The 22,392-nt window shown below is 52.9% G+C and carries 21 protein-coding genes, 1 rRNA gene and 2 pseudogenes; 10 read left to right on the forward strand and 14 right to left on the reverse strand.

The window, feature by feature from the left end; genetic code table 11:
• Positions 1–38 precede the first annotated feature (38 nt).
• Both FHN83_RS28580 and FHN83_RS11335 read right to left on the reverse strand, forming a co-directional pair.
• Positions 39–167, reverse strand: a pseudogene (locus tag FHN83_RS28580) (PIN domain-containing protein); the annotation flags it as partial.
• Positions 166–408: a CopG family transcriptional regulator gene (locus tag FHN83_RS11335; RefSeq protein ID WP_139563859.1), complete on the reverse strand. Its 243-nt coding sequence runs from the start codon at positions 406–408 to the stop codon at positions 166–168. The gene FHN83_RS11335 and the pseudogene FHN83_RS28580, both read right to left, overlap by 2 nt.
• A 200-nt stretch (positions 409–608) precedes the next feature.
• Between FHN83_RS11335 and FHN83_RS11340 the strand changes: the two are divergent.
• Positions 609–870 (forward strand): annotated as a pseudogene (locus tag FHN83_RS11340) (alpha/beta hydrolase); the annotation flags it as partial.
• A 172-nt stretch (positions 871–1,042) separates the two neighbouring features.
• On the forward strand, positions 1,043–1,603 hold the full coding sequence (locus FHN83_RS11345) for an Ail/Lom family outer membrane beta-barrel protein (RefSeq protein ID WP_139563860.1): 561 nt from the start codon (positions 1,043–1,045) through the stop codon (positions 1,601–1,603).
• Positions 1,604–1,666: 63 nt separating this feature from the next.
• On the opposite strand, the gene fabY is transcribed toward FHN83_RS11345, so the two are convergent.
• From fabY to typA, 5 genes are all read right to left on the reverse strand, one after another.
• Positions 1,667–2,608, reverse strand: a complete 942-nt coding sequence (fabY, locus tag FHN83_RS11350) for a fatty acid biosynthesis protein FabY (protein WP_039032178.1) — start codon at positions 2,606–2,608, stop codon at positions 1,667–1,669.
• A gap of 44 nt (positions 2,609–2,652) precedes the next feature.
• The gene (dtd, locus tag FHN83_RS11355) at positions 2,653–3,090 is read right to left on the reverse strand and encodes a D-aminoacyl-tRNA deacylase (RefSeq protein WP_138370912.1); all 438 of its coding nucleotides are present in this window, start codon (positions 3,088–3,090) and stop codon (positions 2,653–2,655) included.
• Positions 3,087–3,968: a virulence factor BrkB family protein gene (locus FHN83_RS11360; protein ID WP_039032180.1), complete on the reverse strand. Its 882-nt coding sequence runs from the start codon at positions 3,966–3,968 to the stop codon at positions 3,087–3,089. Before FHN83_RS11360 ends, dtd begins: the two co-directional genes overlap by 4 nt.
• Positions 3,962–4,561, reverse strand: a complete 600-nt coding sequence (gene yihX / locus FHN83_RS11365; RefSeq protein WP_139563861.1) for a glucose-1-phosphatase — start codon at positions 4,559–4,561, stop codon at positions 3,962–3,964. Before yihX ends, FHN83_RS11360 begins: the two co-directional genes overlap by 7 nt.
• Before the next feature lie 130 nt (positions 4,562–4,691).
• Positions 4,692–6,515: a ribosome-dependent GTPase TypA gene (typA, locus tag FHN83_RS11370; RefSeq protein WP_039032182.1), complete on the reverse strand. Its 1,824-nt coding sequence runs from the start codon at positions 6,513–6,515 to the stop codon at positions 4,692–4,694.
• Between the two features lie 388 nt (positions 6,516–6,903).
• Here typA and glnA point away from each other — a divergent pair, with 388 nt between their 5' ends.
• From glnA to FHN83_RS11390, 4 genes are all read left to right on the forward strand, one after another.
• Positions 6,904–8,313 carry a glutamate--ammonia ligase gene (glnA, locus tag FHN83_RS11375; protein WP_039032183.1) on the forward strand — a complete coding sequence of 470 codons (1,410 nt, stop codon included), beginning with the start codon at positions 6,904–6,906 and terminating at the stop codon, positions 8,311–8,313.
• 188 nt (positions 8,314–8,501) lie between these two features.
• A complete protein-coding gene (gene glnL / locus FHN83_RS11380) occupies positions 8,502–9,551 on the forward strand; it encodes a nitrogen regulation protein NR(II) (protein ID WP_139563862.1) in 1,050 nt (349 codons plus the stop codon).
• A gap of 11 nt (positions 9,552–9,562) precedes the next feature.
• Positions 9,563–10,975 carry a nitrogen regulation protein NR(I) gene (gene glnG / locus FHN83_RS11385; protein WP_139563863.1) on the forward strand — a complete coding sequence of 471 codons (1,413 nt, stop codon included), beginning with the start codon at positions 9,563–9,565 and terminating at the stop codon, positions 10,973–10,975.
• A gap of 111 nt (positions 10,976–11,086) precedes the next feature.
• Complete coding sequence (locus tag FHN83_RS11390; protein WP_072036742.1) at positions 11,087–11,197, forward strand: YshB family small membrane protein; 111 nt, start codon at positions 11,087–11,089, stop codon at positions 11,195–11,197.
• A gap of 75 nt (positions 11,198–11,272) precedes the next feature.
• Here the strand turns inward: FHN83_RS11390 and hemN are convergent, their stop codons facing one another.
• Positions 11,273–12,646, reverse strand: coding sequence for an oxygen-independent coproporphyrinogen III oxidase (hemN, locus tag FHN83_RS11395; protein ID WP_139563864.1), 1,374 nt, complete (start codon positions 12,644–12,646; stop codon positions 11,273–11,275).
• Positions 12,647–12,834: 188 nt separating this feature from the next.
• A complete protein-coding gene (gene yihI / locus FHN83_RS11405) occupies positions 12,835–13,347 on the reverse strand; it encodes a Der GTPase-activating protein YihI (protein WP_139563865.1) in 513 nt (170 codons plus the stop codon).
• 581 nt (positions 13,348–13,928) lie between these two features.
• Here yihI and yihA point away from each other — a divergent pair.
• Positions 13,929–14,555: a ribosome biogenesis GTP-binding protein YihA/YsxC gene (gene yihA / locus FHN83_RS11410; protein WP_139563866.1), complete on the forward strand. Its 627-nt coding sequence runs from the start codon at positions 13,929–13,931 to the stop codon at positions 14,553–14,555.
• A 312-nt stretch (positions 14,556–14,867) separates the two neighbouring features.
• Here the strand turns inward: yihA and polA are convergent, their stop codons facing one another.
• Positions 14,868–17,660 carry a DNA polymerase I gene (gene polA, locus FHN83_RS11415; RefSeq protein WP_139563867.1) on the reverse strand — a complete coding sequence of 931 codons (2,793 nt, stop codon included), beginning with the start codon at positions 17,658–17,660 and terminating at the stop codon, positions 14,868–14,870.
• Positions 17,661–18,096: 436 nt separating this feature from the next.
• Between polA and FHN83_RS11420 the strand changes: the two genes are divergently transcribed.
• A complete protein-coding gene (locus FHN83_RS11420; protein ID WP_139563868.1) occupies positions 18,097–19,005 on the forward strand; it encodes an acyltransferase in 909 nt (302 codons plus the stop codon).
• 15 nt (positions 19,006–19,020) lie between these two features.
• Here the strand turns inward: FHN83_RS11420 and dsbA are convergent, their stop codons facing one another.
• The 3 genes from dsbA to FHN83_RS11435 form a co-directional block, all read right to left on the reverse strand.
• Positions 19,021–19,644, reverse strand: coding sequence for a thiol:disulfide interchange protein DsbA (gene dsbA, locus FHN83_RS11425; protein WP_039032191.1), 624 nt, complete (start codon positions 19,642–19,644; stop codon positions 19,021–19,023).
• Between the two features lie 27 nt (positions 19,645–19,671).
• Positions 19,672–20,658 carry a serine/threonine protein kinase gene (locus tag FHN83_RS11430; RefSeq protein ID WP_139563869.1) on the reverse strand — a complete coding sequence of 329 codons (987 nt, stop codon included), beginning with the start codon at positions 20,656–20,658 and terminating at the stop codon, positions 19,672–19,674.
• 75 nt (positions 20,659–20,733) lie between these two features.
• Positions 20,734–21,003, reverse strand: a complete 270-nt coding sequence (locus FHN83_RS11435; RefSeq protein ID WP_039032193.1) for a YihD family protein — start codon at positions 21,001–21,003, stop codon at positions 20,734–20,736.
• Between the two features lie 68 nt (positions 21,004–21,071).
• On the opposite strand from FHN83_RS11435, the gene mobA reads away from it, so the two are divergent.
• Positions 21,072–21,656 (forward strand): molybdenum cofactor guanylyltransferase MobA, encoded by a 585-nt coding sequence (gene mobA, locus FHN83_RS11440; RefSeq protein WP_139563870.1) that lies wholly within the window; start codon positions 21,072–21,074, stop codon positions 21,654–21,656.
• The gene (gene mobB / locus FHN83_RS11445) at positions 21,653–22,168 is read left to right on the forward strand and encodes a molybdopterin-guanine dinucleotide biosynthesis protein MobB (protein WP_138370918.1); all 516 of its coding nucleotides are present in this window, start codon (positions 21,653–21,655) and stop codon (positions 22,166–22,168) included. Before mobA ends, mobB begins: the two co-directional genes overlap by 4 nt.
• Before the next feature lie 78 nt (positions 22,169–22,246).
• On the opposite strand, the gene rrf is transcribed toward mobB, so the two are convergent.
• Positions 22,247–22,362 (reverse strand): 5S ribosomal RNA (gene rrf, locus FHN83_RS11450).
• Between the last annotated feature and the right edge of the window lie 30 nt (positions 22,363–22,392).

Raw genomic sequence — 22,392 nt, forward strand, 5'->3', positions numbered from 1 at the left:
TTCCTGTAATCGTGCCGGGCGGCGCAGGCTTGCCCGGCCTACAGTTGATAAGGCGAAACGACCCCTGCTATCCCGGCGAAATCTTTTGTATTTCGTGAGATTAATGGGCAATTTCTGCTTTGAGCTGTAGCCAGAATGATGGCATCCGGCAGTTTCATTCCATGCTCACCACTCATCACGCAGTTTACGCTCGTACTCAAGCCCGTCTTCTTGCTCATTACCCCAAAGACCCAGCGCATCACGAATAACTGAAGAACTTTGCTGGTCGAGATACTGCTCTATTGCTTCTCGTAGCAACTCAGCGCGAGGCTGGTTTCGCAGTTGTTTGAGGTTATCGAGTCGCTGAATGACGTTATCCGACAAATCGATCAGTATTCTGCCCATTTCAAGTTTCGCCAATAGAGTCATATATCATCCCAGCATCTCGTCAACGGTTAATTTTCAGGCAAAATACACGTTATTAATTTGTGGTTAAAGCGAATTATTGAGGCAGCGCGCGCTTTTGCGAGCCGCTTTCCAGATTTAAATCCCCACCAAAATCCTCTGTTATCATCTGCATAAAACCAGGCTATAAAACTGTTTATTCATACAGGTAAAGGAAAGCACTCATGGCACTGGAAAAAGGTATTGATCAACTGGTTCAGGAGTTTATCGCCGCAGGGAAACCCTCTTCGCGTAGCCAGAGTATTGATGACCGGAGAGCAGGCTACGTTGCCAGTACGGTGCTTGCCGGGGAGAGTGAAACTCGTGTTCAGGCAACAACGCAGGAGCTCGACGGAATCACTTTTCGCATTTTTTTCGCCGCTCAACGCACCTGAAAGGCTGCCCGCCATTATCTATTATCACGGCGGGTGTTTTGTCAGTAAGGGGAATAAATTAAGAATAACCATAATGACGATAAAGTAATTAAAGTTTGCACCGCCAAAATCTGCACAGCAGAATAAATCGCCCAAAGCAATGTGATAAAGGAAGAATAATCATCACATTCCCCTCCCACCATTATTGTTAATTATCTAACTTCTTTGATTAATGGATTATATCAATGAATAAATTTTCTCTGGCGATTTTACTGACAGCCTCCCTCACCAGCAGTATGGCACTGGCAAATAATCACACTTTTTCTGTTGGTTTTGCGCACAGCGAAGTGCACGGCTTTGACAACCTGAACGGCGTAAATGCCCAGTACCGCTATGAATTCAGCTCACCATTTAGCCTGCTTGGCTCGTTCTCCTGGATGAAAGCGCACGCTAAGCAGGCATATTTAACGGGCAGCGATATTGTTCATAATGATATAGATCTGAATTATTACTCTTTGCTGGCAGGCCCGGCGTATCGTTTAAATGATTACGTCTCTTTCTATGCCGTTGGCGGCACAGCCTGGGTGAAGGCAACCGGAAATACTCGCTGGATGACTTACGGTAATAATGAAGTGAACCATAACGGTATTTCTGAAAAATCAGCGTCTTTTGCGTGGGGCGTCGGAATGGTAATGAACCCGTTCAACGCGCTCTCTATTAATCTCGGCTATGAAGGCACGAAAGCAAATCTGGATCGCAACAAAGCAATAAATGGTTTCAACGTCGGCATGGGCTACCGTTTTTAAACCAGCGGGCTGGCTTTAAACGAGAGTTACCCGTTTCACCTGGGTAACTCTCAACGCTGGATATTACTCTTCCTCGTTCCCGCCCTCTTCATAGGCGCCAAACGGCTTCGCGGGCAGCACGATATAGGTTCCTTCAAACACCGCGCCTGAGGTCTCGTCGCCGAACAGCTCCACCAGCATCTGCACGCGGGCTTTGCGACCGCGCGCCAGGCGATCGAGATCGCCGCTCAGGGAGCCTAAATCAGCCACGGCACTCGGTTTACCGGTGATGGGACGACTGTAGCGGATATGGGCGTCGGCCAGAATGATGGTGCCGCCAAGGTGGCGCTCACGCAGCATCAGCCAGATAAGCCCCCAGCCGGTAAGCGTGGCCAGCGAGAACAGGCTGCCGGCAAACAGCGTGTGGTGCGGATTCTGGTTGCCGATTTCCGGCATGGTGGTGATAAATTTCTGCCCGGTATACTGCTGAATGCGCACACCCATCTTTTCACTCAGGGGAATGTGCTGATACCAGGCCTGCTGCAGCTGACCGCACCAGTCGGCGCGATGGAGAATATCATCCAGCGAGGCGATAGGTTTGATCATCAAAAAGTGACGAATCGGGGTGGTTTGCGGCGCGGTGATTTCGCCCTGATTAATGAAACCCAGCTTGGCAAAGAACTCCACCGCGTCTTCACGCGCGCTACAGGTGACGCGCTTCACGCCCTCCTGACGGGCCACGGACTCCAGCGTCATCGCCATCAGCGTGCCGAGACCTTTATCCTGCACGGAAGGGTGCACCGCCATAAAGCGGATAGAGGCTTCATTATCGGCATTGATATACAGCCGTCCTACGGCGACAAGGTTGCCCTCTTCATCCATCACCATCTGGTGATGCGCCATGGCGTCCCAGGCGTCGCGTTCCGACCCTTTCGGCTGATGTAATGGCTTACGCAGCATCTCCCAGCGGAACTGGTAGTAAAGCGCTAACTCTTCTTCTGTTTGCGGTACTCGAAGGTGATACATAGCTGTACTCTCTCTGGTTACCCGCGGCCATACCGTCAGCTCACTCATATCTGGAGCCAGAAAGTGACAGGGCCATCATTGACCAGCGAAACCTGCATATCTGCAGCGAATCGTCCGGTCTGTGTATGCATCTCTTGCTGGCGGCAACGCCCGACAAAATAGTCATAAAGCGCTTCTGCCCGATCCGGCGCAGCCCCTTTAGAGAAGCCCGGGCGCATGCCGCGCTCGGTATCGGCTGCCAGCGTAAACTGTGACACCACCAGCACGCTGCCACCCGCCTGCTGGACGTTAAGGTTCATTTTGCCATCCGCATCGCTGAAGATGCGGTAACCCAACACGCGCTCGCACAGGCGGTTGGCTTTTTGCTCGTCGTCATCCCTTTCGACACCCAACAGGACTAAAAGTCCCGGACCAATTTCGCCCGTCACGTCCCCCTCCACGGTGACGCTGGCACGGGTTACGCGCTGAATCAATGCAATCATGGTTGGTCTGCTTCTCGTTGTTTTTCGGCTTCTGCTGCTTTTTTTAGCTCGCGGTATACCCCGAGAGTGACAGTAATTTCCGCGCCAAGCAAGACGATACACCAGGTCCAGTATACCCAGACGAATAAAATGGGGATCACCGCCAGCACGCCATAAATCAGCTGATAGGAGGGGAACATGGTGATGTAAAGCGCGAACCCTTTCTTGCCCAGTTCAAACAGCAGAGCGGCAACCAGCGCCCCTGTCATCGCATCCCGGTTAGGCACGCGCGTCGTCGGAACAATGCTGTAAAGCAGCCAGAAAGAGAGCCACGAGAGGAGAAGCGGGAAGATACGCAGCACATCGTCAATCACGCTGTTGAGTTCGCTGGCCCAGCGTAACGAGAGCAGATAGGAGCTGATCGCCAGGCTGGCCCCGGCCAGCAGCGGCCCCAGGGTCAGGATCATCCAGTAAACCGCAAACGAATACACTTTCGGACGCGCGCGGGTGCTGCGCCAGATAGTATTCAGCGCACTGTCAATGGCATACATCAGCAGCAGCGCGGTGACGATAAGCCCGCAGGCACCTACCGCCGTCATCTTGCTGGAGTTAGCAACAAACTGCTCAATGTAATTCTGGATGACATCACCGGTTGCCGGCATGAAATTAGCAAACACAAAATGCCGCAGCTGCAGGCTGACATCAGAAAACATCGGAAAGGCGGCAAAAAGGGCAAAGATGACAGCCACCAGCGGCACAAGGGAGAGCAGCGACACGTAGGCAAGATTGCCTGCCAGCGTCGTCATGTTGTCCTCGTCGATGCGGTGCCAGAGAAGTTTTAGCCACGCACGAAACGGCCTGGTGTGGTGGCTTGCTTTTTGATGAACGTTTTTTAGCATAACTGCTTCGCAAAGTAGTCGGGTATCGTCTGTTTTCCGGTCACCAGAATTGACGTGATACCCAACTGGTTAGCTCCCTCTATATTATCGACGTTATCGTCAAAAAAGACGGCATCCCCGGCAGAGAATCCTTCAGCCTGTAGAACGGCCTGGTAGATGCGCGCTTCCGGCTTACGCATTCCCATCTCCTGGGAGAGATAGATCTTGTCCGCTGCTGCCTTCACTTCTGGATACTCTTCCGGCCAGAAGGTAGTGTGCAGACGATTGGTATTGGAGAGCACCACCACCCGATGCCCCTGCTCGCGCAGTTTGTGCATGATGGCAATCACGTCAGGGCGGATACCGACAAAGATAGCCTGCCAGCCGTGGGAAAATTGTTCGTAACTGAGCGAAAGCTCCATCTCCTGACAGAGCTTTTCGGCAAAGACTTCATCGGATATCTCCCCGCGCTCATGCTGATGGAAAGCCTCGCCCATGGTAAAACTTTGCTTTAGCGTGGCCAGCGGAACGCGGCTGAAATTACTCCATGCACCCAGCACACGATTGAAGTCGATATCGACGATTACGTTTCCTAAATCAAAGATATAGAGCATGTATTTCTCCTTTTCGCCGTGAAAAGTAACTGTAGCGGGAAAGAAGATGTTTGGCTATGAGGCGCGGAGCACCCCTGAAAAGAAAAAACCCCGCCAGAAGGCGGGGTTTCAGAGGACGGAGAGAAGAAAATTAATCTTCTTTCGGACCGCGCATTGCGCGTTTACGATCGTTCTCAGTCAGGTGACGTTTACGGATACGGATAGACTGTGGAGTCACTTCTACCAGTTCGTCGTCATCGATGAATTCCAGAGCCTGTTCCAGAGTCATCTTAACCGGTGGAACCAGAACCGTTGCTTCGTCAGTACCGGACGCACGCATGTTGGTCAGTTTCTTACCGGTCAGGCAGTTTACAGTCAGGTCGTTAGAACGGCTGTGAATACCGATGATCTGGCCTTCATAAACTTCTGCACCGTGACCCAGGAACAGCTTACCGCGATCCTGCAGGCTGAACAGGGCGAACGCAACCGCTTTACCCTGACCGTTGGAGATCAGAACGCCGTTGTTACGCTGGCCAACTTCGCCCGGACGAACGTCGTCGTAGTGGCTGAAGGTGGAGTACAGCAGACCAGTACCGGAAGTCATGGTCATGAACTCTGAACGGAAGCCGATCAGACCACGGCTTGGGATCACGTAGTCGAGACGTACGCGGCCTTTGCCATCTGGATTCATGTTTTTCAGGTCGCCTTTACGCTCACCCAGTGCCTGCATTACAGAACCCTGGTGCTGCTCTTCGACGTCCAGCGTTACGTTTTCGAACGGCTCTTGTTTACGGCCGTCGATTTCGCGGAAGATAACTTTCGGACGGGAAACCGCCATCTCGAAACCTTCACGACGCATGTTTTCGATCAGAACTGACAGGTGCAGCTCACCACGACCGGAAACACGGAATGCGTCAGCATCCGGCGTTTCTTCAACACGCAGCGCAACGTTGTGCACCAGCTCTTTGTTCAGGCGGTCAAGGATCTGACGGGAGGTAACGAACTTACCTTCTTTACCACAGAACGGAGAGGTGTTGACGTTGAAGAACATGGATACGGTTGGTTCATCAACGGACAGGGCCGGCAGCGCTTCGACGTTCTGCGGATCGCAGATGGTGTCGGAGATGTTCAGCTCACCCAGACCGGTGATGGCGATGATGTCGCCCGCTTCAGCGATGTCGCTATCGATACGCTCCAGACCCAGGTGAGTCAGAACTTTACCGACTTTACCGTTACGGGTTTTGCCTTCGCTATCGATGATAGTAACCTGCTGGTTAGGCTTCACTTTACCGCGCTTGATACGACCAATGCCGATTACACCAACGTAGTTGTTGTAGTCGAGCTGAGAGATCTGCATCTGCAGGGTACCGTCGAGATCGACGTTTGGCGCAGGAACACGGTCAACAATCGCCTGGTACAGCGGGGTCATGTCTTCAGCCATGTCTTCGTGGTCCAGACCTGCGATACCGTTCAGCGCAGAAGCGTAAACGATCGGGAAGTCCAGCTGTTCGTCGGTGGCGTCCAGGTTTACGAACAGGTCGAAGACCTGATCAACAACCCAGTCAGGACGCGCGCCAGGGCGGTCAACTTTGTTGATAACCACGATTGGCTTCAGACCATGGGCAAATGCCTTTTTGGTTACGAAGCGCGTCTGCGGCATTGGGCCATCCATTGCGTCAACGACCAGCAGCACGGAATCGACCATGGACATTACACGTTCAACTTCACCACCGAAGTCGGCGTGCCCCGGGGTATCAACGATGTTGATACGGTAGTCATTCCATTTGATAGCGGTGTTTTTAGCGAGGATGGTAATCCCACGCTCTTTCTCCAAATCGTTGGAGTCCATCACGCGTTCTTGAGTTTCGGCACGCGCATCGAACGTACCGGATTGCTGCAGCAGCTTATCAACCAGGGTAGTTTTTCCATGGTCAACGTGCGCGATGATGGCGATATTACGCAGATTTTCGATCACAACTTTGCCTCAGGCATTTAGAAATAGCGCGTTATTGTACACGGATTAATCGCACTACAAAACAGGATCACAAACATCCCCCGCAAACAAGTATCGCAGAGATGCTTTGTGATCGCTTTCACGGAGCGGTAAAGGGGCACTTTAACGTAAATTGCACCAATATGGTGCTCAATGTTCACATTGAAGCACTATACTGGTGCAACAAAACCATCCTGGTGCAGCCCTTTTGCACTATGGTGCGCATGATAACGCCTTTTTGGGGTGTTTTAAAAGTTGGCACAGATTTCGCTTAGTAAAAATACGGCAACAAAAGGCAACATCGCCTGCCTTACACAGAATTTGAAGACCTCGTTACCACGACGACAATGACCAATCTGGAGAGTTAAGTATGTCCGCTGAACACGTTTTGACGATGCTGAACGAACATGAAGTGAAGTTTGTTGATCTGCGCTTCACCGATACCAAAGGTAAAGAACAGCACGTCACTATTCCTGCTCATCAGGTGAATGCCGAATTCTTTGAAGAAGGCAAAATGTTTGACGGCTCCTCGATTGGTGGCTGGAAAGGTATCAACGAATCCGACATGGTACTGATGCCTGACGCATCTACCGCGCTCATTGACCCGTTCTTCGAAGAGTCTACCCTTATCATCCGTTGCGACATCCTCGAGCCAGGCACCCTGCAGGGCTACGACCGCGACCCACGCTCCATCGCTAAACGCGCTGAAGAGTACCTGCGCTCCACCGGCATCGCAGACACCGTTCTGTTCGGGCCAGAGCCAGAGTTCTTCCTGTTCGACGACATCCGTTTTGGTGCGACCACGTCCGGTTCCCACGTTGCTATCGATGATATCGAAGGCGCATGGAACTCCTCCACCAAATACGAAGGCGGTAACAAAGGTCACCGTCCAGCAGTCAAAGGCGGTTACTTCCCGGTTCCACCGGTTGACTCTTCACAGGACATCCGTTCTACCATGTGTCTGATCATGGAAGAGATGGGCCTGGTTGTTGAAGCGCACCACCATGAAGTTGCAACTGCTGGCCAGAACGAAATCGCCACCCGTTTCAACACCATGACCAAAAAAGCGGACGAAATTCAGATCTACAAATACGTTGTTCACAACGTTGCGCACCGCTTCGGTAAAACCGCGACCTTCATGCCAAAACCAATGTTTGGCGACAACGGTTCCGGTATGCACTGCCACATGTCCCTGTCCAAGAACGGGACTAACCTGTTCGCTGGTGACAAGTATGCGGGTCTGTCCGAGCAGGCTCTGCACTACATTGGCGGCGTAATCAAACACGCTAAAGCGATCAACGCCCTGGCGAACCCAACCACTAACTCCTACAAGCGTCTGGTCCCAGGCTACGAAGCTCCAGTTATGCTGGCGTACTCTGCCCGTAACCGTTCTGCTTCTATCCGTATTCCAGTGGTTGCTTCCCCGAAAGCGCGTCGTATCGAAGTGCGCTTCCCGGACCCGGCTGCTAACCCATACCTGTGCTTCGCAGCGCTGCTGATGGCTGGTCTTGACGGTATCAAGAACAAGATCCACCCGGGCGAAGCAATGGACAAAAACCTGTACGACCTGCCGCCAGAAGAAGCGAAAGAGATCCCACAGGTTGCAGGTTCTCTGGAAGAAGCCCTGCTGGAGCTGGACAAAGACCGTGAGTTCCTGACTGCAGGCGGCGTGTTCACTGACGAAGCGATCGACGCTTACATCGCCCTGCGTATGGAAGAGAACGACCGCGTTCGCATGACTCCGCACCCGGTTGAGTTCGAACTGTACTACAGCGTCTAATCATTAATCCCTGTCGCGCGGCCTTTTTCCGCGCGAGATTGATAGCCGTTTTTTTGTTGCCGTGGAAACTTTTCAGCCCATCTTCGGATGGGCTTTTTTCACCGTCAACAAGCTGATCTCACGCGCTTTTTACCGCGGAAACGCTATACTGCACTAAAATGGTGCAAACGACTCCAGGAGACTGCTGAATGGCAACTGGCACGCTGCCCGATGCTGGGCAGATCCTCAATTCTCTCATCAACAGCATATTACTGGTCGACGACGAGCTGGCGGTGCATTACGCCAATCCCGCGGCCCAGCAGTTGCTGGCGCAAAGCTCGCGCAAACTGTTTGGCGCGCCGCTGCCCGAGCTGTTGAGTTATTTTTCCCTGAACATCGGCCTGATGCAGGAGAGCCTGCAGGCAGGACAGGGCTTTACCGATAACGAAGTTACGCTGGTGATCGACGGGCGCTCGCATATTCTGTCCCTGACCGCGCAGCGGCTGCCGGAAGGGCTGATTCTGCTGGAAATGGCGCCCATGGATAACCAGCGCCGCCTGAGCCAGGAGCAGCTTCAGCATGCCCAGCAGATTGCGGCCCGCGATCTGGTGCGTGGCCTCGCCCATGAGATTAAAAATCCGCTTGGCGGCCTGCGCGGTGCGGCACAGCTGCTCACCAAAGCCCTGCCCGACCCGGCGCTGGCGGAATACACCAACGTTATTATTGAGCAGGCCGATCGCCTGCGTAACCTGGTGGACCGCCTGTTAGGGCCGCAGCAGCCCGGCATGCACGTTACCGAAAGCATTCACAAAGTGGCCGAGCGCGTCGTGAAGCTGGTGTCGATGGAGTTGCCGGACAACGTCAGGCTGATTCGCGATTACGATCCCAGCCTGCCGGAACTGCCGCACGATCCCGACCAGATTGAGCAGGTATTGCTGAATATCGTGCGCAATGCCCTGCAGGCATTAGGCGCGGAAGGCGGAGAAATTATTCTGCGCACCCGCACCGCGTTCCAGCTGACGCTGCACGGCACGCGCTACCGCCTGGCGGCACGTATCGACGTTGAAGATAACGGTCCGGGCATCCCTTCCCATTTACAGGACACGCTGTTTTACCCGATGGTCAGCGGCCGTGAAGGCGGGACCGGGCTTGGCTTATCGATTGCCCGTAATTTGATAGATCAGCATTCCGGCAAAATTGAATTTACCAGTTGGCCGGGTCATACCGAGTTTTCGGTTTACCTGCCAATCAGGAAATAGAGGGTTAGGTTATGCAACGAGGGATAGTCTGGGTAGTTGATGACGATAGCTCCATCCGCTGGGTGCTCGAACGGGCGCTTACCGGAGCAGGTTTAAGCTGCACCGCGTTTGAAAGTGGCGCTGAGGTGCTTGATGCCCTCACCACCAAAACCCCGGATGTGCTGCTGTCCGATATCCGTATGCCGGGGATGGACGGGCTGGCGCTGTTAAAACAGATCAAGCAGCGCCATCCGATGCTTCCGGTCATCATAATGACCGCCCACTCCGATCTGGATGCGGCCGTCAGCGCCTATCAGCAGGGGGCGTTCGATTATCTGCCAAAACCGTTCGATATTGACGAAGCGGTGGCGCTGGTTGAGCGCGCCATTAGCCACTATCAGGAGCAGCAGCAGCCGCGCAATGCCCCGGTTTTCGGCCCCACCACCGACATCATTGGCGAAGCGCCGGCAATGCAGGATGTGTTTCGCATCATTGGCCGCCTGTCGCGCTCGTCCATCAGCGTATTGATTAACGGTGAGTCAGGTACCGGTAAGGAGCTGGTCGCGCATGCCCTGCATCGCCACAGTCCGCGTGCCAAAGCCCCGTTTATCGCCCTGAATATGGCGGCGATCCCCAAGGATTTGATTGAGTCCGAACTGTTCGGCCATGAAAAAGGCGCCTTTACCGGGGCCAATACCATCCGTCAGGGTCGCTTTGAGCAGGCCGACGGCGGGACGCTGTTCCTGGATGAGATTGGGGATATGCCCCTCGACGTCCAGACACGTCTGCTGCGCGTGCTGGCGGACGGACAGTTTTACCGCGTGGGCGGCTATGCGCCGGTTAAAGTGGATGTGCGCATTATTGCCGCCACCCACCAGAACCTCGAACTGCGCGTCCAGGAGGGGAAATTCCGTGAAGATTTATTCCACCGCCTGAACGTCATTCGCGTTCACCTCCCGCCGCTGCGTGAGCGTCGTGAAGATATTCCGCGTCTGGCGCGCCATTTCCTGCAGGATGCCGCCCGCGAACTGGGTGTCGAAGCCAAACTGCTGCACCCGGAAACCGAAGCGGCGCTGACGCGTCTGGCCTGGCCGGGCAACGTGCGTCAGCTGGAGAATACCTGTCGCTGGCTGACGGTGATGGCTGCCGGTCAGGAAGTATTGATTCAGGATCTCCCGCCAGAGCTTTTCGAAACCCATGTTCCGGAAAGCAGCACCGGGCAGAGCCTGCCCGACAGCTGGGCGACGCTGCTGGCGCAATGGGCCGATCGCGCCCTGCGTTCCGGTCATCAAAACCTGCTTTCTGAGGCACAGCCCGAGATGGAACGCACGCTGCTTATCACCGCGCTGCGCCATACTCAGGGCCATAAACAAGAGGCAGCACGCCTGCTTGGTTGGGGTCGCAATACCCTGACGCGTAAGTTAAAAGAGCTGGGGATGGAGTGATGCTCTCTTGCAGTGTAAAGAGAGTTAATCGAACGCAAACTGGTGTTATTTTGCGCTTTACTGTTCCGATGAGTTAAGTATGATCTCGCCCGGGAAAACGGGGGGATCATCATGCTGGAATCAATCGTGAATATGTTGTCTGGCGCAGCAGTCGAAAGCCATACGCCGCAAACGGCCGTTGCCGCGGTATTGTGTGCGGCGCTGGTTGGGCTGTTTAGTTAGATGCTTCGCTTACCCGGCCTGCATTTCGCGCTTTTGTAGGCCGGGTAAGGCGAGGCCGCCACCCGACAGTACGGCTTAAATCACGCGCGAGAACTGCTGCATACGGGCTTTCTGCCGCAGATAGGCGTCAAAGCACATACAGATATTACGAATCAACAGGCGTCCTTTCGGCGTCACCTCAATCGCACTCTCCGTCACATCCACCAGCCCGTCTTTCGCCAGCGGCGCCAGCAGCTTCATGTCTTCCACAAAGTAATCGGTAAAGTTGAGATCCCACTGCGCTTCGACCGCGCTGAAGTCGAGACGGAAGTTGCAGATCAGCGCTTTGATCACGTCCCGGCGAATGCAGTCGTCGCGGGTTAGCGCGATGCCGCGCCACAGGGCGTTGCCGGTCGCATCCACCTGCTGGTAGTAGAGCTTCAGCTCTTTCTGGTTTTGCGCATAGCAGTCGCCAATCATACTGATGGCCGAGACGCCCATCCCCAGCAGATCCGTATCGCCCTGAGTGGTATAACCCTGGAAGTTGCGGTGCAGGACACCTTCGCGCTGGGCAATGGCCAGTTCGTCATCCGGACGGGCGAAGTGATCCATACCGATAAACTGGTAGCCGGTCTGGGTCAACGAGGTGATGGTTTCCTGCAGGATATCCAGCTTTTGCTGGGCGGAAGGCAGGTCGGCATCCTTGATTTTACGTTGGGCAGCAAACAGCGTCGGCAGATGTGCATAGTTAAACACGCTCAGGCGATCCGGATTCAGCTCCGCCACGCGCTTCAGCGTAAAGGCAAAGCTCTCAGGCGTCTGCTTCGGCAGGCCATAAATCAGGTCAATATTGGTGGAGGTGAAGCCAATCTCCCGGGCATGATTCAACAGGGCAAAGATAAACTCTTCATCCTGCTCGCGGTTGACCAGGCGCTGGACCTCTTTGTTAAAGTCCTGCACGCCCATACTCAGGCGGTTAAAACCTTCGGCACGCAGATGATCGAGCACATCCAGCTCGATTTCGCGCGGATCCACTTCGATAGAGATCTCAGCATCCGCATTGAAACGGAAGTTATCCCGCAGCAGGGTCATCAGGCGGCTGATTTGCGCTTTATTCAGATAGGTTGGCGTACCGCCGCCCCAGTGCAGTTGGCTGACATGACGGCCGGCAAACTGCGGCGCACGATGCAGGATCTCCTGTTCAAGCGCATCCAGATATTGGTCCGCCTTATGCTGCTGACGGGTCACAATTTTATTGCAGCCACAGAAATAGCAGAGCTTGTGACAGAACGGGATATGAACGTACAGAGAAAGCGGGCGGTCAGGATAACGCGCCACGGCCTGCTGAAATTGGCTATCACCGAAGGCGTCGGAAAACTCCAGCGCAGTAGGATAAGAGGTATAACGCGGCCCGGAATAGTTATATTTCTGGATGAGGGCCAGATCCCAGTCGATGGTTGGTACAGACATGCTCACTCCTTCCGTTGGTGTCGCGTTCGTATACGGCGGCCCGTTCTGACCCCTGTGCGGGCCACGAATCGGGTGCGCAGCCACTTCTGTCGCCGCGACAACCGCCGTAGTTTAACGAATAACCACACCAGATAACATATAACCGGAAGGGTTATAAGCAGGACGAGTGAGCCTGCCGGGTGCAAATGTTAGTTTCCACCTTTCAACAGGCGCATCATATCTTCCTGTTTCTCTTCTTCTTCATCTTCGTCTTCATCATCATAGGAGAGACCCAACTGTTGCATCAGTTCATCGATACGATCCAGTTTGGCATCAACCCATGATTGCTCTTCAGCATTCAGGGCTTCGCCCTCTTCAAGACGTTCCAGCAGCGCGTCCAGGCGCTCATCGTTCTCCAGCATATCCAGCTCGGCCTGCGGTGAAAGCATAGGTTTCTCGCTCTTCGGTTTGTGCTGCCTGGTGACCGGGGCATCGGTCACGCCTAATGGAACAGGTGTTTTACTGCCGATACGCGGGTCTTTCTGCTGTTTGTTCTTCGCAGACGCGCCCGAAGTACCGCCACTCGCGCGGCTACCCGCAGCATGACCACGATGCTTTTTATCGCGTTTGCGATCGCGCGCTTCCTGATTCAGTTCTTCGCGCGTTTTGCGGCGTGCTTTTGCAGGACGTTTAGCGCCTGCAGCGGAGGTCGGTTTTTTCATGTTGTTTTGTCTTTAAGTCGTTTTCTTCAGTATAGAATTGCGGCGAAATCTAGCAGAAAGCAAGCAAAGAAAAAAGGCGACAGAGCAATCTGTCGCCTTTTTTCCTGACTCATAACCCATTACGGGTCTGACAATCCCTGTTTGCTTACAACTCACCCTGTTTGTCCGTTAGCAGGTACCGTCCGTGATATGTTCCGTTTCCCTTTAAAACGCCTCCAGGCGTACGTCTTCCTGACTGTCCTGTGTCTTCGCCTCCTGGCGCTCCTGACCCTCATCCTTGAGTCCGGTTCCTGTCGGCATCCTCGCCGTTGAGCGCTACTTTACCGTTTCCAGCTGTACGCACAAGCCACAAAGGCCGTTTATCCACGACTTTCAGACTAAGACTAAACGTTAATAGATTGATTTTAATGGTTTTGAAATTTTAGAGCTCTGCGATTTTTCTTAAATCTCCCATAGTTCAAATGGCAGATCTCTCACAAAGCCAGGGGTTTTTACTTACAGCCGTATTGCCGATGGGAAAAGCCTTTTCTCTCTGTTCAGGTATAATCCCCCCAACGTTACGAATTTCTGGAGACAACCACGTGACCAACCTGAATTATCACCAGACGCATTTTGTTCTTAGTGCGCCTGATATTCGCCATTTACCCGCCGATACGGGTCTCGAAGTGGCATTTGCTGGCCGGTCTAACGCGGGGAAATCCAGCGCTCTGAATACCCTGACCAATCAGAAAAGCCTGGCCCGTATCTCTAAAACGCCTGGCCGTACCCAGCTAATCAACCTGTTCGAAGTCGCGCCGGGCAAGCGCCTGGTGGACCTGCCAGGTTACGGCTATGCAGAAGTTCCGGAAGAGATGAAGCTCAAGTGGCAGCGCGCCCTGGGTGAATATCTGGAAAAACGCCTGTGCCTGAAGGGCCTGGTTGTCCTGATGGATATTCGTCATCCGCTTAAAGATCTCGATCAGCAGATGATCTACTGGGCCGTCGAAAGCGGGATCCAGGTGCTGGTGTTGCTCACCAAAGCCGACAAGCTGGCCAGCGGCGCGCGTAAAGCGCAGGTAAACATGGTGCGCGAAGCGGTTCTGGCGTTTAACGGTGACATCCAGGTCGAAGCGTTTTCTTCGCTGAAGAAGCAGGGCGTGGATAAACTGCGTGAGAAACTGGATACGTGGTATAGCGAACTGGAACCCGCTACAAAAGGGGATCAGTAAAGATGAGCGCGGCGATGTCCGCGCTTTTTTTTGCGCTGTTATTTTCTTTGCCGCAATAAAAAACGCCCCAGTCATTACTGACTGGGGCGGCTAAAATATTCAGCCAAATCCGATTACGTGAAGTAAAAGGTCTGAAAGATAGAACATCTTACCTCTGTACCCTACGTGAATAACTCTACCCTTTTTTAGACTACAGACAAAGCACTTTTTGTAGTTTTTTTTCATTCTTTACATAGGGAATTCTAATGATCATCACAAAACGTTCATGGATATGTTGCTTACTTACAGAAACAGTTGATATGCCATAAACACTTAGTGAGCTTGATCCCAGTTTTCTCCGTGACCCACTTCCACCAGCAACGGCACGTCCAGTTTCACGCTGTTCTCCATCAATTCGTGGATCTTTTTCGACACGGATTCCAGATCGTCTTTATGCACTTCGAACACCAGTTCATCGTGAACCTGCATGATCATCCGCACCCGCGGCTGCTCTTTCTCCAGCCAGGCGTCAACAGCGATCATTGCACGTTTAATGATGTCCGCAGCCGTTCCCTGCATTGGGGCGTTGATTGCAGCACGCTCAGCGCCGGCACGTCGGGCAGCATTGCTGGATTTGATGTCCGGCAGATAGAGGCGACGCCCTTCCAGGGTCTCGACATAGCCTTTTTCTTTCGCCTGAGCACGCGTATTTTCCATATATTGCAGAACGCCCGGATATCGCTCGAAATAGAGATCCATATACTTCTGCGACTCTTTACGCGGAATGTTGAGCTGGCGGGAGAGACCAAAGGCGCTCATGCCGTAGATCAGACCAAAGTTGATCGCTTTAGCACTGCGACGCTGTTCGCCGGTAACGCTCTCCAGCGACATACCAAATACTTCCGCCGCCGTTGCCCGGTGAATGTCCTGCCCTTCAGCAAAGGCGGTCAACAGGCCTTTATCCCGGGAGAGGTGCGCCATGATGCGCAGCTCAATCTGTGAATAGTCAGCAGAGACAATGATGTAATCCTCTGGCGCAATAAACGCCTGACGAATACGACGCCCTTCTTCATTACGCACCGGAATGTTTTGCAGGTTAGGATCGGTTGAGGACAGGCGCCCGGTGGCCGCCACGGCCTGATGATAAGAAGTATGCACGCGGCCCGTCTTCGGGTTGATCATCAGCGGCAGCTTATCGGTGTAGGTCGATTTCAGCTTTGCCAGGCCACGGTACTGAAGGATCACTTTTGGCAGCGGATAGTCCAGCGCCAGCTCCTCAAGCACCTCTTCTGAGGTGGACGGCGCGCCGCCAGGGGTTTTCTTCAGCGGCTTGATACCCTGCTTTTCAAACAGGATGGTCTGCAGTTGTTTGGTGGACGAGAGGTTGAACGGCTCGCCGGCAATCTCATGCGCTTTTTGCTCCAGCTCGTTCAGGCGCAGGGCGATCTCCTCCGAGTGCTTATGCAATACAGCCGGATCGATCTTAACGCCGTTGCGCTCGATGCGGGACAGCACCGGCACCAGCGGCATCTCGATATTCTGGAACACGTTCAGCGGCCCGGCGTCTTTTTCGAGCTTAGGCCACATCTTCAAATGCAGTTGCAGGGTGACATCGGCATCTTCCGCAGCATAGTGTCCGGCCTCTTCCAGCGCGATCTGGTTAAAGGTCAGCTGATTCTTGCCCTTACCCGCGATCTGTTCAAAGGTAACGGTTTTATGCTTTAGCCAGCGGTCAGAGAGGGAATCCATATCGTGACGACCGGCTACGCTGTCGAGGATATAAGACTCCAGCATGGTATCGAACGCAATACCGCGCAGCTCGATGCCGTAGTTTTGCAGGATACCGCGATCGAACTTCAGGTTTTGCCCAACCTTCAGTGCTTTTTCATCTTCAAGGAGCGGCTTGAGGAGTTCGAGCACGCGTTCACGTGTGAGCTGCACAGGTGCGTCGAGATAGTCGTGAGCCACCGGCACATAGGCGGCGACGCCAGGTTCTGTTGCAAATGAGAGGCCCACCATATTGGCGGAGACGTTATCAAGGCTGTCGGTTTCGGTATCAAACGCGAATACCGGCGCCTGCTTTAATTTTTCGATCCAGCCCAACAGCTGCGCTTCATCAAGGACGGTTTCGTAATGCTCGGAAGAGAGAATGCTGGCGGCTTCTTCTACCGCATCTTCTGCATCAATCACCAGGGTCTCTTTTGGCTTGATCGCCGGTTTAGCCCCTTTCGCCTGCAGCCATTTCCCCGCTTCAACATCGGTGATCCAGCGTTTGAACTCATATTGCTTAAACAGACCCAGCAGCTCTTCGGCAGCAGGTTGCTGCACTTCAAGCTGATCGCAGGTCAGTTCCAGTTCGACGTCCGTTTTGATGGTTGCCAGCTGATAGGAGAGGTATGCCACCTCTTTGTTCTGCTCAAGCTTCGCGGCCATGGTTTTTGCACCGCGGAAGGTCAACCCGGCAATTTTATCCTGCTCGCTGTACAGCGTATCCAGCCCGCCCAGCCCCTGCAGCAGCGCCTGAGCCGTCTTCTCACCCACGCCCGGCACGCCAGGAATGTTATCGGAGGAGTCGCCCATCAATGCGAGGAAATCGATGATCAGTTCTGGCGGCACGCCATACTTCGCCACCACCTCTTCCGGTCCAAGAATGGTGTTGGTCATGGTATTAATCAGGGTGATCCCCGGCGTGACCAGCTGCGCCATGTCTTTATCGCCAGTACTGATCAGTACCGGACGGCCCATCTTCTCGGCTTCTCGCGCCAGCGTACCGATAACGTCGTCAGCCTCTACGCCCGAGACGGCCATTAAAGGCAGCCCCATCGCTTTTACCATCTTATGCAAGGGTTCAATCTGCGCGCGCAGATCGTCCGGCATCGGCGGACGATGGGATTTGTAATGCTCGAACAGCTCATCCCGGAAAGTTTTGCCTTTCGCATCGAAGACTACGGCAGCATGGCTCGGCTGATACTGCATGATCAGACTACGCAGCATATTCAGCACGCCATACATTGCGCCCGTAGGCTCTCCTGCGCTGTTAGTCAGCGGAGGAAACGCATGATACGCCCGGTAGAGGTAAGACGAACCGTCGACGAGAATAAGCGGATTTTCGGGGATCTGAACCATAATGTCCGTGCCTTTAAGGAATTTATGGATAAAGGATGCCACAGAAGGATGAAAACATCAGTTTTTCACGGTCAATACAGCCAAAGATTTTGTGATCCTCAGGATCGCTCGCAAATCAAATCTGTGGATAAGTTTGTGAATACTTTCTAACACCTGGATTAATTGTGCTGAAAGTGGATCGTTTATCTAAATATTATTATTAATAATCAGATAATTATCATTCGATCGCGATCTCATATTTTCGGTTGATGACAATTTACTCCATGTGGATATAAGCCACGCCATTTTGGCGACACAGGATTTTTCTCCACAACGCGTGCAAATCATTCGTCCCGCCAAGTTAAAGCGCCATCATTTGGCAGTTTTCTGGTAAAATCAGCGCCCGGTGTCTGTTTATCAGGCGCTTACCATAGCTAACTACCTGAAAACATTCATCATGCCTAGACTGCTGGCTGCGATCATACTCCTGTTAAGCATCGCATTAACTATTCTGGTCACCATTGCCTGTTCTGTGCCGATCATCATCGCCGGAATAATTAAACTGCTTTTACCCATTCCCGTCGTCTGGCGTGCTGTATCTGCATTCTGCAACTTTATGATGTACTGCTGGTGTGAAGGCCTGGCGGTACTGCTCCGCCTTAACCCGCATCTGAAATGGGACGTTCAGGGTCTGGATGGTCTCAACAAGAAAAACTGGTATTTGCTCATCTGCAACCACCACAGCTGGGCCGATATCGTGGTGTTATGCGTGCTGTTCCGCAAACATATTCCGATGAACAAGTATTTCCTCAAGCAGCAGCTTGCCTGGGTACCCTTTATTGGACTGGCCTGTTGGGCGCTGGATATGCCTTTCATGAAGCGCTACTCCCGCAGCTATCTGATTCGCCATCCTGAACGCCGCGGCAAAGATGTTGAAACAACCCGTCGCTCTTGCGAGAAGTTTCGCGCGCACCCCACCACCATCGTCAATTTTGTTGAAGGCTCTCGCTTTACCGAAGAGAAAAAGCAGCAGACCCGCTCATCCTATAGCAACCTCCTGCCACCAAAAGCGGCCGGCATCGCCATGGCGCTGAACGTACTGGGTCAACAGTTCGATAAATTACTGGACGTGACGCTGTGTTATCCGGAAAACGATAAGACCCCGTTTTACGATATGCTCAGCGGTAAGTTAACGCGGATCGTGGTGCGTATTAATCTGGTGCCAGTGGCGGAAGAGTTACATGGGGATTATGTTAACGATAAAAACTTTAAGCGACGTTTCCAGCTCTGGCTGAATACGCTATGGACGGAAAAAGACGCGCTAATCACCAGGATTAAAGCCCAATACAAAAACGCCGGTCATTGACCGGCGTTTTCTTTATTACTTCTTCTCAACCAGATATTTCACGGTGTCAGCATACTGCTGCACGAAGATGTCCATGCTGCTGGTATCCATACCCTGCATATTCAGCTGGTATTTACCGTTAACGTACATGGCCGGAACACCACGCAGTTGCAGATCGGCCGCCGCTTTTTCCTGCTGCGCGACCAGGGATTTCACCACAAAGCTATTCCAGGCTGCATCGTATTCTTCACCCTTCACACCCGCATCGACAAATACTTTACGGATATCGGCAGTGGTTTGTACGGCCTGAGTTTTCTGCACGGCTTCAAACATTGGCGCAGTGATTTTGTCTTCCACACCCAGGGCCATCGCTACCGCCCACGCCTGCGTTAAGTCTTTACCCAGCGGGCCAAGGAACTCAACGTGATACTTGGTCATTTTGGTGCCTTCTGGCAGCTTTTTCTTCACGTTATCGGAAACATGAAGAACCTGCTCGAACTCATAGCAGTGCGGGCAATAGAATGAGAAGAACTCGAGAACCTGAGGTTCTCCGGCAACAGGTTTGTCGAGGGTAATGTACTGCTTACCATCGGTGAACTGTGCAGCCGAAGCGCTAAATGCCAGAATCATACCTGCCAGCGCCAGCCATATTTTTTTCATGATCAACTCTCTCCTGGATGTGTTCGATTAATACATTGGCGTTAATTGCAAAGGGGGTTCCTGCAGAACCTTTACCTGTTCAATAAATGTGGATATCTGGTTACGCCAGTAATCTTCCCCGGTAAGCCACGGGAAGTTTCTGGGGAACGCGGGGTCGTCCCAACGCCTGATTAACCATGCAAGATAATAAACAAAACGCATGGCGCGTAAAGGTTCGATTAATGCAATTTCGTCTGAATTAAAGGGGCTGAACTCTTCATAAGCTTCGATAATCGTCTCAAGCTGCATCCGCTGCTCGGCTTTATCGCCATTCAGCAGCATCCAGAGATCCTGAATAGCAGGTCCCATTCTCGCATCATCGAGATCGACAAATAATGGCCCGTCACGCCAGAGGATATTTCCGGCATGGCAATCGCCGTGCAGGCGCAGCGTTTTGACGTTGTTATCCCAGCGCGCGATAACGGCATTAATTAAGCCGTCCGTCGCGGCAAGAAAATCAGCTTTCAGACCTGAAGGGATAAGCGAGGATGTTTCAAATACCTGACGCGGTTCGAGGAGATATTCCTGTATCCCGATGGTGGGGCGTGAGGTAAAGGCGCTTTTCTTTCCCGTCTGGTGAATGCGCCCTAAATAACGGGCAACCCATTCCATCTGATCGATATTATCGGCTTCAAATTGTCGGCCACCGAGGCTTGGGAATACAGAAAAATAAAATCCCTGGTGCGACAGCAGCGTCTGGTCATTGAATTTAATGGGTGCAGCAACGGGAACATCATCGGCGACCATGTCGAGCGCGAACTGATGCTCTTCCTGAATCTGATCGGCTGACCAACGCTGCGGGCGATAAAATTTCACGACGAAGCGCTGACGATCCTCATCCTGAAACTGGTAGACGCGGTTTTCATAGCTGTTTAATGGGGTCAGACCTGAGTCCACCCGGATGCCCTGCTCAAACAGAGCATCCATAATGGTATCCGGGTGTAAGGTCTGGAAAGTAAAGGCCTGGTCGTTCATCCGATCATCCGGAAATTATACGAATGATTCAGGATATCATTTAACGGCGATTACGGTGGCGCCTCTTACAAGCTTTTACTCTTTAATTACGCCACGCGCGCGCAGCAGGGCTGTTTTGAAATCCTCTTCATAATCTTTCTGAATACCGGGGATCACGGCATCTTTGCCGGAATCGCGCATTTTCAGGTGATAGATCAGGATGTCATCAGAAAGGTCGGCCAGTTCACCCTCGTAGCCTGACTCCTGCGCCAGTTTCTGTAAGAATTGCACCAGGTTAAGTTCTGGCTCTTTTTGCCAGGCTGGCTGGAGAAGTTCGATAACTTCATTCAGACGTTTACATTTCATGGTAATACTCCTTTCATTTAGAGTGACACGTTATCAGGGTCAATCCCACAAGAAAAGAGGCGATATTCGTGAGCCAGATAAGCACGATCACCGGTGTGATTTTAGCCGGCGGCAAGGCGTCCCGTATGGGCGGAGTTGATAAAGGTCTGCAGGAGCTGAACGGCATACCGTTATGGCAGCATGTTGCACAGAGGCTAAGTAAACAAGTGAGCTCACTCGCTATTAGTGCCAACAAAAATCTCGCCGTTTATCAGGCAAGTGGATATCCCGTCTATCCCGATTTGCTGGCAGATTTCCCCGGGCCGCTGGCTGGCATGCTTTCCGTTATGCAGCAGTGTGACGCGGAGTGGTTTCTGTTTTGCCCCTGCGATACGCCGTTCATTCCTGATTATCTGGCTGAACGCTTTGTTCAACAGAGGGAAGCGGCAGCCGTTGTCTGGGCGCATGACGGCGAGCGCGATCATCCAACCATCGCGCTAATGCACCGTAGGCTGATGCCAGAATTACAGAACTACCTGGCTGCGGGAGAGCGTCGGGTGATGGTCTTCATGCGGCAGGCTGGCGGACATCCTGTCGATTTTAGCGAGATGAAACAGGCATTTATTAATATAAATACCCTCGAACAGATAGACACTATGCAGAGGCACCAATGATACCTGTTTTAGCGATCGCCGCCTGGAGCGGTACGGGTAAAACCACCCTTCTAAAAGCCATTATTCCGGCACTTTGTGCCAGGGGCGTGCGTCCGGGGCTTATCAAACATACCCACCACAATATGGATGTCGATATTCCCGGTAAAGACAGTTATGAACTACGCAAAGCTGGCGCGGCACAAACTATTGTCGCCAGCAGTCAGCGTTGGGCATTGATGACCGAGACGCCGGATGAAAGGGACGTTGATCTTCCTTATCTCATTAGCCGGATGGATCATTCGACGCTGGATCTGGTTCTGGTTGAAGGTTTTAAGCATGAGCCCGTGGCAAAGATCCTGCTGTTTCGCAGCGATACAGGGCATGACATTAATGAATTAACGCTTGATGAACATGTTATCGCGGTAGCCAGCGACATTTCACTGTCGCTTCAGGTACCGGTATTAGATATCAATGATGTGGAGGGCGTTGTCGATTTCATTCAACAATGGATGAGGTCTTTCCAGGCCGGGTAAGGCGGAGCCGCCACCCGGCTTTTCCGCGCATACGGCAAAAAACCCCGCACCTTGCGGTACGGGGTTTCTTTAATTGATGCCTGGCAGTTCCCTACTCTCGCATGGGGAGACCCCACACTACCATCGGCGCTACGGCGTTTCACTTCTGAGTTCGGCATGGGGTCAGGTGGGACCACCGCGCTACAGCCGCCAGGCAAATTCTGTAATCTGTATCAGCTGAAAAT

This window comes from Leclercia adecarboxylata, assembly GCF_006171285.1.
Taxonomy (GTDB): domain Bacteria; phylum Pseudomonadota; class Gammaproteobacteria; order Enterobacterales; family Enterobacteriaceae; genus Enterobacter; species Enterobacter barmai.